The following is a 14,502-nucleotide window of genomic DNA, read 5'->3' on the forward strand; positions in this document are numbered from 1 at the left end:
ATCATTGGCTAATATTGCATCACCAAAAGATAAAAATATCCAACCAAAATACCAAATCATGAAAGCTTTTGTTACCCTCGTTCTAGCTCTTGTTGTTGCTGCCTCCCAGGCCGAAGCCGGCACAGCCCCCACCACCGTACCTTCAATCGTATCTATCGTCGATGCCAATGCTATAGGTGACGCCGCTGACGGGGGCCTGTTCAAGCGCAAGAAATACAAGTACAAGAAGCGACGTATGGGTAGCAAGAGTCGTCGGCATCACGGCATGCGGGGCCGCTAAGCCTGGGCTCCAACAAAAAGCCCTGCTGACCTACCAACGTAAGTCAGCAGGGCTTTTTGTTGAGGTAAATCGTTTTTTATTTGTATTTAAATTATAAAAACTATACTATTGTCATGAAACGTCACTACGTTCTATTCAGCATTCACTTTCTATTACCGATATGAAAACGCTAAGCCTACTTTTATTAGCCGCCTTTCTGAGCGTTGATAGCGCCGAAATAGTAGCAGCGCCAGCAGCAACCGTGCTGTCTGACAGTACCACGCTCACGGCTTCTACGTTTCCTATTTTCGGCACGGATGCCAGCAAACGGCGCAAGCGCAAGAAGAAGCGTCCGGCCTACCGGCGGCGGTTGGGCAGCCATGCGGCTCGGGCCGTGGTGCCAACGGCGGCTTAGATTGCCGATACCAGCACCGAGGGGTCATTGTTGGCAGGCGAGTCAACCAAGGCACTGACTACATACTCCCGCATGAGGCTAGCGGCATAAGGCTGCAATAGCAGCTGGTGGTCGGCTACGGACGCGCCATCGTCCAGCCACGCCAGTTCTGCTTGCCGATCGGGCAAAATCACGGGCATGCGGTTATGTAACGGGGCCATTTGGGCGTTAGGATCGGTGGTAATGATGGTAAACGTGGGCACTAGCTCACCCGAGGTCCGGTCCAGCCACTCGTCCCAGAGACCCGCAAAAGCAAATGGCTGCTCGTTGCGCAGCAGAATGCGGTGGGGCGTCTTCGGCCCTTTTTGCGCGGGTGCCGTTTGCTGCCACTCGTAGAAGCTGTCGGCCAACACCAGGCAGCGGCGGCGCTGCAGCAACTGGCGGAACGACGGTTTTTCGGGCAGCGTCCCGGCGCGGGCATTGATGGGTTTTGGTGCTATTTTCACGTCTTTCACCCAGCCCGGTAGCAAGCCCCACTGCAACAGCTGCACCTGTCCCGGCTCCGCGTTGGTAATAACGGGTAGCCGCTGGGAAGGCGCCGCGTTATAAGTTGGCCCCAAAGGCTCCCTGAAGCTGGCCTCGAAGCGTTTCTCAATGGCAGGAACTGGGGTAGTGAAGGCATAACGGCCACACACAAGCTGGGAGCAAGTAGGCGAAGTATCCACTTCGCGGTAAAACAGGACATGTGAGGGTACGCTAGCGCAGTGGCCGGGGTTTTGCGCCCCATTCCCTACGACTATGACCTCCTCACAAACACACAAGGTCGTTGGCGAGTGCCAACGACCTTGTGTGTTTGTGAGGAGGATCTAACGGTACTTCGGTCTGTCAGAACCTATGTAAAAATCGACAAAAGCTTCATCTATACCATGCTTGACTTGCTTAGCATACGCTTGTCGAACCAACTCTACCGCCAGAGTAACGCTGATTAGTATAGTGGTAGAGATGCTTCGACAAGCGGGCGCCAGAGTAAGCATGACACAAACGGGGGTTTCACCAATCCCCAATCCATACTTAGTCGCGCACCAGCGGAAACACGAGCTGTACGGCCTGCCCGCGCACCTGCACCAGATACGCACCAGGAGCCAGCGTGCTCACATCCAGCGGCTGCTCCTGAGCTCCGGCGGCAGTGTAGCGCCGTAGTACGCGCCCCGTGAGGTCAGTGAGCTGCACGGCAAACTCGCCGGCGGGCAGCCCGGTCAGGTCCAAAGTGGCCGCGCCGGTGCTGGGGTTCGGATAGACGGATATAGCCAGCTTGCGGGCCCCCGCAAACTGCACCGTCCGCACGGGGCCGTAAATCGAGGTGCCATCGGTATCGACCTGCCGCAGCCGGTAATAGATCGGCTGGCGCGACAAGTTCCCGGCCTGCCTGTCCCGATACTGGTAGGTAGAAGGGGCAGCAGTGGAGCCATGGCCGGCAACGCTGGCTACCCGCTGGAAATCGGTAGCATTCAGGGAGCGTTCGACCTCAAAACGGTCGTTATTTTTCTCGGAGGCGGTTCTCCAGGCCAGTACCGCGTCGGCCTGGTCGGCCGTGACCACGAAGCTGGTCAGGACGACGGGCAGGGGGTCGCCTACGCTGGTGTTGAGCGAAGCGCTGTTGTTAGCCAACACCGGGTCGGGCACGGTCGATGAGCTAGACGTGGCTTGGCTGGTCATGGTGGGCGGAGCCGTGGCGGGCACCGTAAACGTGGCGGTATTGGTGATGGGAGCCGCGCCGTTGGCCAGCGTATTGATAGCCGAAAACGTGACCCAGCCACTCGTTGCATCATAAACGCCATTGGGAGCCGTTACCTGCGCGGGCGGCAGGTTGGTGGGTAGCCGCAGCTGTGGCAACACGTTCAGGGCGGTAGTAACGCCTCGGTTGGCCGTGGTCATGGAGTAGGTGATGACGTCGCCGGGGCTGACGGCGGCGGGGCCACTGATGGTGGCCGCCACATCGGCTCCCTGCACCGTCACGCGGATGTTGGCGGGGCTGGAGGTGTAGTCTTCGCCCAGAATAGAGCGCATCGTGTACGGAATAGCCACCGGGCCGGCAAACGTGCCGGAAGGCGTAAAGGTGACCAGGCCGTTGGCATCGACAGCAAAAACGCCTCGGCCTGCAACGGTGAATGTGGTTTGTATACCGCTCGTGCCGGGGTCCAGGTCAACAGAGGCGTTGTCGATGCTGCTACCGGGCGCCACGTCGTTGGCCAGTACGGTGATGGGCACGGCGACATTGTAGAGCGTGCTGACCACGTCGGTGTTGGCGAAGGGCACCTGCACGATATTCAGGTTGCGAATTTCGTGAATATTCGTGCTGCCGCCCGTAGAGCCGGAAAATCCGAGCCGCAACGTAGGCGGCGGCGTGGGCACGAGGAAGTTGTCGATGGCCGTGCGCACGGAGCTGCCGTGCTGAATGCGCACCGAAATCCGGTAGGTTGTTACGGAAGCGACGGTAGTCGGCACCACGTCGATGTAGGCGCGACGGTAGTCGGCGGTGCCGGCCTGGGCACGAGTGGTGGGCACGTCGAGGGGAAAACCCAGGGCGCCGGGCTCGGTGCCGGTCAGGTACGGATAGTCGGTAGCAGCCGAGCCGTTGCCGGCGCCGCGAATGGCAATGCCGTTGGGCACTTTGCTCGTGGCATCGAGCACCTCGCTGCCGCCCGACCGGCCTTCGCTGCCGTTGGAGTAGTTGCCGAACTCATCGATGCCAATGCCGATGTAACCCTTGGTAACGCCGGGAGAAATCGGGTCCACCGTTTTCTGGGCGTAGCCCAGGGAGCCACCCGTGGCCCCGATTTTGAAGCCGGTGGCCGGTTGGTCGCCATCGACGAGAAAGACGCTGAAGCCATCGGCTCCGGGCGTAGTGCCGCCGTAGGAAAAGAACTCGAAGGAAATCGTGAAACCCGCCGACGAGGGAAAGCCGATGTTGTCGATAACGAAGCCCGCCTGGTTGGTGACGGCATCCGTGAGGCGCAGGTAGCCGTTACCAACCGGGTCGTTGCCGGTGCCACCTTTGCCGGTGAGCTGGGCCACGCCCCCAAAGGTGAAATTGGAGGCAGTACTGTTTTTAAAGGTTTCGTTGCGCGGGAAAGCGGGAGGCGTGACCTGCGCGGTGGCCGACGACCACACCAGACTGCCGACCAGGAAGAACAGGCTGGCTTTACACCAACGGCGGGCGCTGGTGACAGAAATAGTACATTTTGGTTTCATAGACCATGGTTGAAATGGTAAGAAGATGGAGCGGCGGTTGCAATAGAGCGTCAATACAACAAAATGCTTTTATCAAAGGCAACACCTCGTCCTATCCCTATCTTTCTATAAGATAATTCCAACCATAAATACATTATGCAATTATCTATTTTTATAGAAAAGTTATATTATTTTATATTTAACAGTCAATATATACTGACTGAAAAAGCTATAACAGAACTTGTTAAAGGCGGCAGGAAAAACACTTAGGCTGCTCTTTTATATATAATTATTTGAATTATTAAAGACTATACTTGCGCTTGGCTACTTCACCACTGGAAGCCAGCAATCAGAACCACGACCCTATATTTCGGAGATGCTCGCCGCAGTTGCAGGCAACAGTTTGGCTCTTTTCCGCATCCGTTGCCGAACCATCTCTCTCCCATTGTTATGAATGCCTTGCGTATAGTACCCCTTATTGGCACCCTGCTGATAGCCACGTCCGTAGCCTACGCCCAGAAGCCGCTAACCTACACGGTAAGTATCGACCCTACGACCCAGGACTTGTTTGAGGTGCGGCTGGAGGTGCCCAAGCTGGGCAAAGAGCAGAGCATCTACCAGTTTGCCGCCACTGCGCCGGGCACCTACCAAGTGATGGACATTGGCCGCTTTGTGCGCAAGTTCGAGGCCTTCGATGCCGGAAATAAGCCGCTGGCAGTTAAGCAGCTCTCTACCAACCAGTGGCAACTGCAACAGCCCGAAAAGACCCGCGCCATCCGCTACACCATTGCCGAAACCTGGGACACGCCCGTGCAGGAGCACCGCGTATACCGCATGTGCGGCACGTCGCTCGAGGCCGACCACGCGCTGCTGAACGGCCAGGGTATCTTCGGCTACTTGCAAGGCTGGCAGGGCAAACCCATGCGCATCAAGCTGAACTACCCCGCCGGCTGGAAAGTAGGCACGCCGCTGACGGCCGATGCGCACGGCTACTACGCGGCCAAAAGCTACGACCACGCCGTCGATTCGCCGTTTCTGCTGGGCCGCCTGACGGAGGCCAAAACCAAGCTGGGCGACGCGGAAGTGGCCGTATACTGCTATTCCAAGACCGACCAGGTGAAGGCCGAGCCCTTGCTGGGCTACATGCAAACCATGCTGAGTGCCGCCCAGGCGTTTCTGGTGCAGCTACCCGTGAAGCGCTACACCTTCCTCTACCATTTCGACGACCAGAGCAACGGGGCCTGGGAGCACTCTTACAGCTCGGAGTACGTGCTGCGCGAAACGCCCCTGACGCCCGAATCGGCCAGCCAGATTACCAGCATCGCGGCCCACGAGTTTTTTCATGTCGTGACGCCGCTCAACATCCACTCCGAGGTTATTGAGCAGTTCAACTTCGTGCAGCCCACTGGCTCCGAGCATTTGTGGCTGTATGAGGGCACCACGGAATGGGCCTCGGGCATGATGAAGCTCCGTGGCGGCCTGACGCCGCTGGAAGAGTACCTGAAGGAGTTGTCGGGCAAAGTGGCCTACGACCACACTCAGGCTGATACGACGTACTCGCTCAGCAAGCTGGGCCTGCTGTCGTTCAGCGACGAAGGGCAGCGCCAGTACAACAATATCTACCAACGCGGTGCCATGACGGCCGCCTTGCTCGACCTGCGCCTACTAGAGCTGAGCGGCGGCGAGCGGGGGCTGCGGGAAGTAATGAACGAGCTGACCAAGCGCTACGGCCCCAACAAGCCATTCAGCGAGAAGACCTTCTTCGACGACTTCACCAAGCTTACCTACCCTGAAATCGGGGACTTCTTCGCCCGCTACGTGAAGCAGGCCGAGCCGCTGCCGCTGCGGAAATACTACGCCAACGTGGGAATTGGCTACACCCCAGTACTACATACCGGCCGGCCGGTTACGGCTCTGGGCGCTACCAGCGTTTCGTTTACTGTCAATGGAAACGCCGTCCTTTTCGATGCCGTATCCAGCAATCTGCGGGACTGTGGCATTACCTCCGGCGACCAGCTGCTGGCGTACGGCACTACTGCTATTACGCCCTCCACCCTCCGCCAGGCCCTGACGGAGCTAAAGGCGCGCAAGCCCAACGAGGAATATGAGCTCACTATACGCCACGACGGAGCCGAGAAGAAAGTGCGCTGCCGCCTGGTGGAGCAGCAGGAAATTAAGCGCTACGACTTCGCCGTGCTGCCCGATGCCACACCGGCCCAGCTGGCATTGCGGCAGGCCTGGCTGAAAAACCTGTAGCCCGCACCGTTATCCAAACCCAGCAAAAAGCCCTGCCTGTCACGACGGCCTTGTCCTTACCCACATCTTTGGCGGGCTTGCCCGAATGTGCTTCACGCAGGGTCCCGCAGGGGTAGAGCGCCGTGTCTCGCAGTGCCATTCAGCAAAAATACGGCGGGACACTGCGCTTTAACACTGCGGGACCCTGCGTGAAAGCTTCATTGCAGCCGCTGGAAAAGATGTGGGTAAGGACAAGCCTGTCACGACGGCCAGGGCTTTTTTGCATCCTTCGCATCGGGTTCCTGGTAAGTAGCGCTACCACACCCGTCGCCCAGTTCAACCTCCCGCTATAGTATGAAAACCGAAAAGCTGCTAACCGTCGAGTCCAGCTTCGTGCTCACCGGCCTGGGTGTGTTCGTGCGGGGCGACGACCGAGGGCAGGCACTTCGCCAGTTTGGGCCGCACACGACGTTGGCAGTACGCCTGGTTTTTGCCGATGGCCAGCAAGCCGCCACGACGGCCAGCGTTGAGGAAATTACGCGCGCCGCTCCTGCTGATGCGCCGGCTCCACCCGCCGAATATGCGCTGCTGCTCCAGCTGCCCCACGCACCGCCGCTGCCGCCCGGCACGGAAGTGTGGCTAGCTTCCTCCGCCCCGGGCCAGGACTGAAACCGAAACGCCCCGTCCGGCGGGCCGGCCGGGGCGTTTCACCAGCGTTCAGACGCCGTTTATTTGATGGCCACCGGCAGCTCCAGGTTTTCCCAGCGCAGCACCAGGCCGTCCTTGGTCACTATGTAGGCCAACTGCTCGGTCATGGCGGCCGCTTTGCGCGGGGTAGCCATTACGCGCAGGGCGTCCTGCTTTTCATCGTATTTGAAAGAGCCCCACTGCTTGGCCGTTTTGTTGAAAATAACGGTCCACTCCTTCTCCGTAGGAATGGCGAAGAAAGCATAGGTGCCGGCGGGCAGCTTTTTGCCCTGCACCATCACGTCTTTGCTGAACTCCACGGTCGTAGCCTCGTTGGCCCCAGCCCGCCATACCTGGCCGTAGGGCACCAGGCTGCCATATATCGGCCGGCCCTTTACGCTGGGGCTGTTGTATTTGACGGTTACGGTAGCGGCGCCAATCTTACCCGTGGCCGTGGCCGGTGGGCTGGCCGGGGCAGCCTTGGTAGCGGGCATCGACTGCGCCCAGCCCAGAGAAGTGGCCCACAGGCTCATTAGCAGGGTCAGGGTGAAAAGCGGACGGCTGTTTTTCATAATCAAGAGCGTAAAAAAGGGTGAAAGGAATATCCAGTAGCCTGGCATTGCTCAAAGTCGCGCGTGGCAGCCAGTACGTTGCTTTCGATAAGTACCAAACAAATGCTAGCCGCACCCGGCTATACCGGGGGCTTGCCAGCGCCTGAGTCAGCTGGTGACCGGGGCCGGCTGCGGCGTGCGCGACGGTGCCGCTGGGCTGGCCAGCCGGGGCCAGCCGCCGTGGTACTCCAGCCGGTCGAGCAGCAGCACGCGCCGCGAGTAGCCCTGGGCATCGTCGATGGCGTCAAAAGTGGGCTGCTGCGGATCGATGGCGTGGTAGGCCAGCCAGTCCTGGCCGGCAGCATCGGTCACGACGCAGTTGTGGCCGGGCGCACGCCAGTGCTGGTTGGTTTCCAGAATGATGCTGTGGCCATGCCCCAGAGCCTGAGCCAGGGTTTCGAAGGGGCCCGTGGCGTGGCGGGCGCGGGCTACCATCACGCCGTAGTGGGCATCGGGGCCGCAGCAGTTGTTGCCGGAATAAAACAGAAAATACCAGCCCTCGCGCAGCACCACCCAACTGCCTTCGAGTAGCCGCTGGTAGTTGTCAGGGTCCTCGTTGATGACTGGCTGCACCAACTCCTGCGCTCTGCTGCCCGGAGCAAAAGAAATCCGGTCGGGGGCCAGCGCGCGCACCAGCAGCGGCCCGAAGCCCGAGCCCCAGTACAGCAGCCGCTGCCCGGTAGCCGGGTCGTCGAAGGCCATGGGGTCGATATTCAGAAAGCCCGGGCCGCACAGCAGCGGCCGGCCACTATCTGTGAAAGGCCCGGCGGGGTTTTCGGCTGTAGCTACGGCCAGGCAATAATCCTCCGCATCGTTGGGCAGAGCCGAGTAGTACATATAGTAGCGCCCCGCGTGCTCGCTTACGTGCGGGGCCCATAGCTTTTGGGTAGTGCTGGCCCAGGCGGGTTTCTGGGGCAACGCATCGGCCAGCCGCTCCCAGTGCACCAAGTCCCGGGACCGGGCCACCTGCATGTTGATAATCTGACCGTGGAATTTGGTTTGGGTGCCGTAGGCGTAGTACCAGCCATCGGCGGCCCGGATAATGGTTGGGTCCGCAAAGTCCTCGTCTACTATCGGATTCTGATACGTGGCAGCTACCATGGGCGCAGGGTGTTAAAGCACTTGCTGTTCTACGGCATCGGGGCCAGGAAGATGATGGTACCCACTGCTGTAGCAGCTGGGCGGGCGGCCACACCAGCTGCACCTGCGCCGAGTGGGTGTTCGCAAAGACAGATAGCATAGGCTGCTCACTGCTGCCAAGCCGCACCCTACTGGCTTCGCAGGCGGCAACGTCGCGGGCAGAAACCCGGGCCAGACACTTGCTTTCCATGGTCCTGGCTATCCTCCGACGGGCGTCCACCACAGCCGGGCACGAAACTTATTCATCCGGCCTCGTGTCTACCCAGGCACCCGAAGGCCCTCCAGGGTTGTTGGCAGGCGTATCTTTCCTGATCTTGCGGGTGGCCGTTCTGTGGGCCGCTTGGTTCCTGATCTTTCTTTTCACTACACCTATCCTGCTCTCTATGATGTCTTTTCAAGTAGCGCTGCTGAGCGCTGGCAGTGCCGTCGTAAGTGCCTGGACCACCCCTAACGCCGCGCCCCGGCCTGTTGCTACTTCTCTGGTCAGCGTTATCGTCACCGATTTGCCTTCCACCAAGGCCACGGTGAAGCTGTACTTCTACAATATCAAAGACAATTTTTTGAAGCGCGGCAGCTACACGCTGCTCAAATACGTGAAGCCCGCCGGCAGCAAGCAGATTACCTTGCCCGTCGACTTGCCCAACGGCGAATGGGCCGTGGCCCTCACCCAGGACACGAACAACAACGACCTGGTGGACAAGAACTTTCTGGGCATCCCAACCGAACCGTATGCCTTCTCGAATAACGTGCGGCCCACACTGGCGGCCCCGGCTTTCGACGAGTGCAAATTCATGGTGAGCGGTGCGGCCAAGGTGGTTACCATCTCCATGAAAAAGTAGCGCCTGCGGCCTTACGAGCTGTATTCGGCCCGGCTGCTTCGTGCGGCCGGGCCGTTTTTTTTGTTTTAATGGCCCGCTAAAATCAGCAATGGCTAAGCGGCCGTTTACCGCTGAGCAGGTCCGGGCTGCGGCACTTGGGCCAGCTGCAGCCGGCAAGCGGCCAACCATTCCATGGCGGTACGCTCTTCCAGGAAGCGCTGCAGATGGTAGGGCCGGTCGTCGAAGAAATGCAGGGTCGGCACGGCCGCATCGGCTTCGATATCGCGCAGGTGGGCGGGCGCAAACAGGTAGGCCATGTACACCGATGGGCCCATGCGCTGGGCAACTTGTGGGAAGAAGGTTTCAATCATCCAGGGCGTGCCTTCCTTGTTGGAATGGTCGCGGCGGCGGGCATCTACCAGCCAGAGCCGGCAGTTGTGCTCCAGGGCCGTACGCAGCAGGTGCTGGTAGCCGGCGCGCATTTCCTCGGCAGTCGTTTGCCGCATCCAACGGGCAATCAGCATCTGCAGCTCAGGACGGTGAATAAGCTGCAAAAAATCGGCGGTTGGCACAGGCTGCATTCGCAAAGAAACAAGGCGTGTAAATCAGGCAGATGAATATAGCGCTTTATTCCAGCTTCTGGTGCCAGGGTAACGCTTTGCGCATTCCCCCACTTGTACTTGATATATCCTATAAGTTGGACAGACTCCTCTACTGAATTGGCACGATATAAATATTGCTTTACTATTTATTAATATAGCAATTCAAAATATTGTATATGCGCCATTATTTCGTCACCTTAGGTACCTATCTTCTGCGCAGTACCCCCGCTCCCAATTTTACTACCAACCTATTGTCAACCTACACTGCTGTTTTTATGCTATAAACCCGCGCCTACGCCATGCATTCGACTTTGGGGGCCGTCCTGATTATTGCCCCACCCACGCTCTACCGGCACGGGCTGCTGCTCACACTCCAGCAAGCCTGGCCGGCCGTGAGCTTTACGCTGACGGCGGATGCCTGCCAGGCTCCCGGCCTGCTCCGGCGGCAGCCCTACGGCCTCGTGGTGGTAGATGCGCTGCTCCCCGATCCGCCCCTGCCGAAGCTGCTGGAGCTCTTGCTCATTGCCCGCTCCAATCAGCAGCTGCTGCTACTTACGGGCCAGCGTCTCTCCCCTGTATTGCGCCAAGTGTTGCAGGCCACTCACCGGCTGGCCCTGCTCTCGCGCCACTCGGCCCCGGAGGCCGTACTGCTAGCCGTTGGCCATCTGCTGAGTGCTGACTCCGGTGGCGGCCTGCAACCCACGGCATCGGCCAGAACCACGCGCGGCGGCGAGCCACCCACGCCCTTCAGCCGGCGGGAGCTGGAGGTGCTGCGCCTGGTCGTGGCCGATTGTTGCAACCAGCAAATAGCCGATCAGCTTAGCCTCAGCGTACGCACCGTGGAGAGTCACCGCCGGGCGTTGCTGCAAAAAACCGGAGCCCGGACACTGGTAGGGCTGGTGGTGCAGGCAATGCGCGAAGGCTGGGTAGGGACCACGTAGCCGGCTCACGATGCTATAGAAGCTGTCTCGGAAGTCTATCGAACGTCATGCTGAGCAAAGTCGAAGCATCTCGCGTGCAGTAGTAATCAATTTACCATTGCACGCGAGATGCTTCGACTTTGCTCAGCATGACGTTCGATAGACCTCCTGAATAGCTTCATAGCAACTACTTGCAGCGGCAACCATAGTTCAAATAATCTCCGAACCAAAGGCTGCTGAAGCACTCGGCCCGGGCCAGCGGCACGCTAGCGCGCCGGCCGGGTGCTGCTGCCACCGCTGGCCTGGGAGCTGACCAAGCGGGCGGTGCCTTTGTAGCGCACCCCGCTGCCACCCGAAGTGGTCGACTTCAGCTCGCCATCGACCGAAACGTCGGCGTCGCTGCCACCGCTGGCGCTCACCTCGGCAGCGGTGCTTTGCAGGCCGAAGGCGTGGTAGTTGCTGCCGCCGCTCACCGATACCTTCTGGCGCTCGGCGCGGCCCGCCACGGTGATATCGCTGCCGCCGGTGGCGTTGCTGGTCAGGGCTTTGGCCGTGAGCGCGAGGTGAATATCACCGCCACCGCTGGCCGTAAGACGCATATCATCGGTGGTGAAAGACGTTTCGCCCCGGGCATCGGAGCCGCCGCTCACCGAGAGAGCCCTCAGGCTGGGGCAGGTGATGTAGACGCTGACTTTGCCCGTGCTTTTGCCCGGCAGCATCTTTTTCCAGGAGTAGTTTGGCTCCCAGCCAATTACCAAGGTGCCATTTTTCACGGTGGTCAGGATGTGGGACTGGGCCGCGCCGGCCGCATCCACCACCACGGCGGCCGTGGGCCCCTGGGTCAGAAATACATCAATGCCGCCCCCGGTCTGCACAGCCTGGAAGGCCTCGACCGGGCGGGTTTGCTTTACTTGAGCCGGGGCGGTTGTGGCGCTCAGCAGGACGGTTCCGAGGAGCAGGGTGAGAATGGAGATTTTCATGGTAGTTGGGGGCTTGGGGGTTCAGAGCCGAGAGATGCGTCAGGAGCCGCAGGCGTTGCCTAAAGTATTCTCTACCTATAGACCAGTAGCCATTTTCAGCAATGAGCTAGGATCTGTGAGCAATAATGCTTGGGGAAGTAGTTCGCCTTTTTTAACCGTCACGCTTCGCTAAGTTCAGGCTGATAGTCTCGTTACTCACTTTCCACATCCTGATGAACCGAGTCATTCATCTCGGGATGCTGACCAATTTCGCCGAACAGTATTCTCCCCGTAGCAAGGCTAAAATTCAGTGGTAGCGCGGAGTTCAATTTGAAGCCTTATGAACAACTTCGAATTCACCTAGCTGGCCTCAACGCTACCACAACATGTCAATAGCAGCACTCGGGATACTAATCAATGTACTTCCCGGCCTGGATTTTGACCTGCCTACCGCAGGTGCCCTCACCGATTACGTATGGTTTGCCCCCAGTGGCGAGCTGTTTCTGGTATGCTTGGGAGTTACAGTAGTGCTACTGGGCACTTTCTACACCTTATTAGGAAAGACCACCTTGCTTCCTACTGAACCACCCGCTAGAAAACGAGTGGATATTGCCATCATCGTAGCCTGCTTTGCTGTGGTATTTGGCAGCTGGTTGATCATGCAGGGTGGCAAAAAGCAGGCACGAACTGCCCTGCATGATTCTGTGATCTACCTGCTCAAGACCAACGGTTGGGAACGAATAAGCTTACTACAGATCCGACAGCAGTTTGGCATAAGTGACCCCGCCCACCGAGCCAGTAACTCTGCAATAGCCTTGAACGATTCCAGACTGGATAGGCTATTACTGGAAATAGGACAAGAAAACCAGGATGAGGATCTGGAATTGATGGCCTTCGACCACAGCAGCCTGGGCTTTAAGCTGCGTGCCGGCTCTCCTGTGCGCGACACACTTTGCGCCGACTTGTACCGCTGCAGCTCGCAGATTATTGCCCAGTACCGGCGCACGGCGCTGCCGGCCCGGCAGGTCTATTTCAGTACCATCAACAATGTGCTGGCCCCCGACTGGTCCTCTTCTTTTATTGTCAGCGCTCTGAAAGCGTACCCAACTATTTTCAAACCCCAGGTATCGACCAAAGACGGTAGCATCGTGGCCATCGAAATAGATGTCGCGAAGTGGAATACTGCCATTAGCAAGGCCATTGCCAATGGCAGCATTCCTTCAAAAGGAAGAGAAATCAAGAACGAACAGGATACTATTGATTGTGTGCTAGCCATGATGCCGCCACGCCTTGGCAAGCTGCGCGACCCTGCCCTGCTGAGAGATCTTACGGAGTACTACGATCAACTGGAACGCAGCAAACTGCCGATAGTCGCTCCTTCTCCACCCCCGGCAGTCAATACTTCTACTCCTACAGACCCAGCGGCTGCACCGGCGGTGGCAAGCAATCAGTAAGCGGTTTCTACTGCGCCAGGAATGGCTGCAAAGGTTCTTTTTGGGTTCAAAAAGTGGCCACCACAATGGCTTGAGCTGATATAGAGGATCCTTCCATCTGGCCGCACAGCACTACTCAGCTACTGCTGAGCCAGTCCGTTATTCATTCCCGCCGGCTTACAATTCAGTGGTAGCACGGAGGGGCTCTTGCTTCCTACTGTGGAGGTTTGTGGAGTGTTCTGCCGTGCCTTGACAGGCCAGGCTTTCCTAGTCTGGGCTTATGCTTCCTTGCCGGAAATCAGCTGCTAACGACCTCTTGATTTCCAACCCACCTTTCGTCTCACGTTACACTCTATTTGCATGGCTATTCGTTGGAAAGGCATTGTCGGAGCTGGCTTCATGCCGGCTGAGTTTGACACGTATTGCCACACATTAGTCTGGCAAAGCTGGCGCCCTAGCTTCCTGGTTCTTCACAATACCAGCGTGCCCTCGCTAGCGCAACGACCCAACGGCTTCCGGCGGCAGCACATGCTTGACCTGGAACACTATTACCGGGATATCCAGAACTGGAGTGCCGGACCGCACCTATTTATCGACGACAAGCTCATTTGGGTATTCACTCCCCTGACGGTGTCCGGAGTGCACTCACCTGCCTGGAATAAGCTTACCCTGGGCGTAGAGATGCTGGGCGAGTATGCCACTGAGCCTTTTGCTACTGGCCGCGGCAAAAGCGTGCAGCAAAATACCATTGCTGCGCTGGCCACCCTCTCCGCCGTGCTGGGCCTCGACCCAACCACTATCAAGCTGCATAAGGAAGACCCGGTTACCACGCACAAGGGTTGTCCGGGAAAGAATGTATCGAAGGCCAGTGTGGTTGCCGCCGTGCAGGCTGAGCTAGTTAAGCGCCACGCCGGGGAACATGTGTTTGAGGTAGCCTCTACGAACACTGTCCGCAGCTCGCGAGGGCAGGACAGTGAAAACCTAATGCGCAAGAACCTATTCCTGTCTCTCCCAGACTACCCGACGCACCAATAGGCGAGTCATCTACTACACCAGTATGCCATGAGTATCAAGATCAATCCAAAGGGGTGCAACCCAAATTGTCGCTACGCCGCCCTGGCCGTGTTGAAGGGTTCAATGTGTTGGCGTACCAGCTGCCATCGGTTACTCATCGCGCAGACGCGCAAGGTCAAGACCCGCTGTGCGCCGTTGG

Annotated in this window: 14 protein-coding genes; 8 read left to right on the forward strand and 6 right to left on the reverse strand. The window is 58.5% G+C overall.

The features are described 5' to 3' along the window. Positions 1 to 4: 4 nt before the first annotated feature. Positions 5 to 280 (forward strand): hypothetical protein, encoded by a 276-nt coding sequence (locus E5J99_RS02985; protein ID WP_135496229.1) that lies wholly within the window; start codon positions 5 to 7, stop codon positions 278 to 280. A 160-nt stretch (positions 281 to 440) separates the two neighbouring features. Further along, complete coding sequence (locus E5J99_RS02990) at positions 441 to 674, forward strand: hypothetical protein (RefSeq protein ID WP_135496230.1); 234 nt, start codon at positions 441 to 443, stop codon at positions 672 to 674. Here the strand turns inward: E5J99_RS02990 and E5J99_RS02995 are convergent. Then, entirely contained in the window at positions 671 to 1,378 is a 708-nt protein-coding gene (locus E5J99_RS02995; RefSeq protein WP_245318677.1) for an SOS response-associated peptidase, read from the reverse strand. The genes E5J99_RS02990 and E5J99_RS02995 overlap by 4 nt on opposite strands. Before the next feature lie 346 nt (positions 1,379 to 1,724). Then, positions 1,725 to 3,905, reverse strand: coding sequence for a T9SS type A sorting domain-containing protein (locus E5J99_RS03000; RefSeq protein WP_135496231.1), 2,181 nt, complete (start codon positions 3,903 to 3,905; stop codon positions 1,725 to 1,727). Between the two features lie 429 nt (positions 3,906 to 4,334). Between E5J99_RS03000 and E5J99_RS03005 the strand changes: the two genes are divergently transcribed. Beyond that, a complete protein-coding gene (locus tag E5J99_RS03005; protein WP_135496232.1) occupies positions 4,335 to 6,140 on the forward strand; it encodes a M61 family metallopeptidase in 1,806 nt (601 codons plus the stop codon). 333 nt (positions 6,141 to 6,473) lie between these two features. After that, positions 6,474 to 6,788 (forward strand): hypothetical protein, encoded by a 315-nt coding sequence (locus E5J99_RS03010; RefSeq protein ID WP_135496233.1) that lies wholly within the window; start codon positions 6,474 to 6,476, stop codon positions 6,786 to 6,788. Positions 6,789 to 6,847: 59 nt separating this feature from the next. Here E5J99_RS03010 and E5J99_RS03015 read toward each other — a convergent pair whose 3' ends face one another. Both E5J99_RS03015 and E5J99_RS03020 read right to left on the reverse strand, forming a co-directional pair. Continuing rightward, positions 6,848 to 7,378, reverse strand: coding sequence for a DUF2911 domain-containing protein (locus tag E5J99_RS03015; protein WP_135496234.1), 531 nt, complete (start codon positions 7,376 to 7,378; stop codon positions 6,848 to 6,850). Between the two features lie 147 nt (positions 7,379 to 7,525). Next, entirely contained in the window at positions 7,526 to 8,518 is a 993-nt protein-coding gene (locus tag E5J99_RS03020) for a glycoside hydrolase family 43 protein (RefSeq protein ID WP_135496235.1), read from the reverse strand. 422 nt (positions 8,519 to 8,940) lie between these two features. On the opposite strand from E5J99_RS03020, the gene E5J99_RS03025 reads away from it, so the two are divergent. Next, positions 8,941 to 9,396 (forward strand): DUF2141 domain-containing protein, encoded by a 456-nt coding sequence (locus E5J99_RS03025; protein WP_167851953.1) that lies wholly within the window; start codon positions 8,941 to 8,943, stop codon positions 9,394 to 9,396. Between the two features lie 104 nt (positions 9,397 to 9,500). Here the strand turns inward: E5J99_RS03025 and E5J99_RS03030 are convergent, their stop codons facing one another. Continuing rightward, on the reverse strand, positions 9,501 to 9,956 hold the full coding sequence (locus E5J99_RS03030) for a hypothetical protein (RefSeq protein WP_135496237.1): 456 nt from the start codon (positions 9,954 to 9,956) through the stop codon (positions 9,501 to 9,503). 320 nt (positions 9,957 to 10,276) lie between these two features. Between E5J99_RS03030 and E5J99_RS03035 the strand changes: the two genes are divergently transcribed. Beyond that, positions 10,277 to 10,918, forward strand: a complete 642-nt coding sequence (locus tag E5J99_RS03035) for a helix-turn-helix transcriptional regulator (protein ID WP_135496238.1) — start codon at positions 10,277 to 10,279, stop codon at positions 10,916 to 10,918. 245 nt (positions 10,919 to 11,163) lie between these two features. Here E5J99_RS03035 and E5J99_RS03040 read toward each other — a convergent pair whose 3' ends face one another. Continuing rightward, positions 11,164 to 11,877 (reverse strand): head GIN domain-containing protein, encoded by a 714-nt coding sequence (locus E5J99_RS03040; RefSeq protein ID WP_135496239.1) that lies wholly within the window; start codon positions 11,875 to 11,877, stop codon positions 11,164 to 11,166. A 365-nt stretch (positions 11,878 to 12,242) separates the two neighbouring features. On the opposite strand from E5J99_RS03040, the gene E5J99_RS03045 reads away from it, so the two are divergent. Together E5J99_RS03045 and E5J99_RS03050 are read left to right on the forward strand one after the other, a co-directional pair. After that, on the forward strand, positions 12,243 to 13,310 hold the full coding sequence (locus E5J99_RS03045) for a hypothetical protein (protein WP_135496240.1): 1,068 nt from the start codon (positions 12,243 to 12,245) through the stop codon (positions 13,308 to 13,310). 339 nt (positions 13,311 to 13,649) lie between these two features. Continuing rightward, positions 13,650 to 14,324 carry an N-acetylmuramoyl-L-alanine amidase gene (locus E5J99_RS03050; protein WP_135496241.1) on the forward strand — a complete coding sequence of 225 codons (675 nt, stop codon included), beginning with the start codon at positions 13,650 to 13,652 and terminating at the stop codon, positions 14,322 to 14,324. The last annotated feature ends 178 nt before the right edge of the window (positions 14,325 to 14,502 follow it).

It is taken from the genome of Hymenobacter elongatus (assembly GCF_004745955.1).
GTDB classification, from domain to species: Bacteria; Bacteroidota; Bacteroidia; order Cytophagales; family Hymenobacteraceae; genus Hymenobacter; species Hymenobacter elongatus.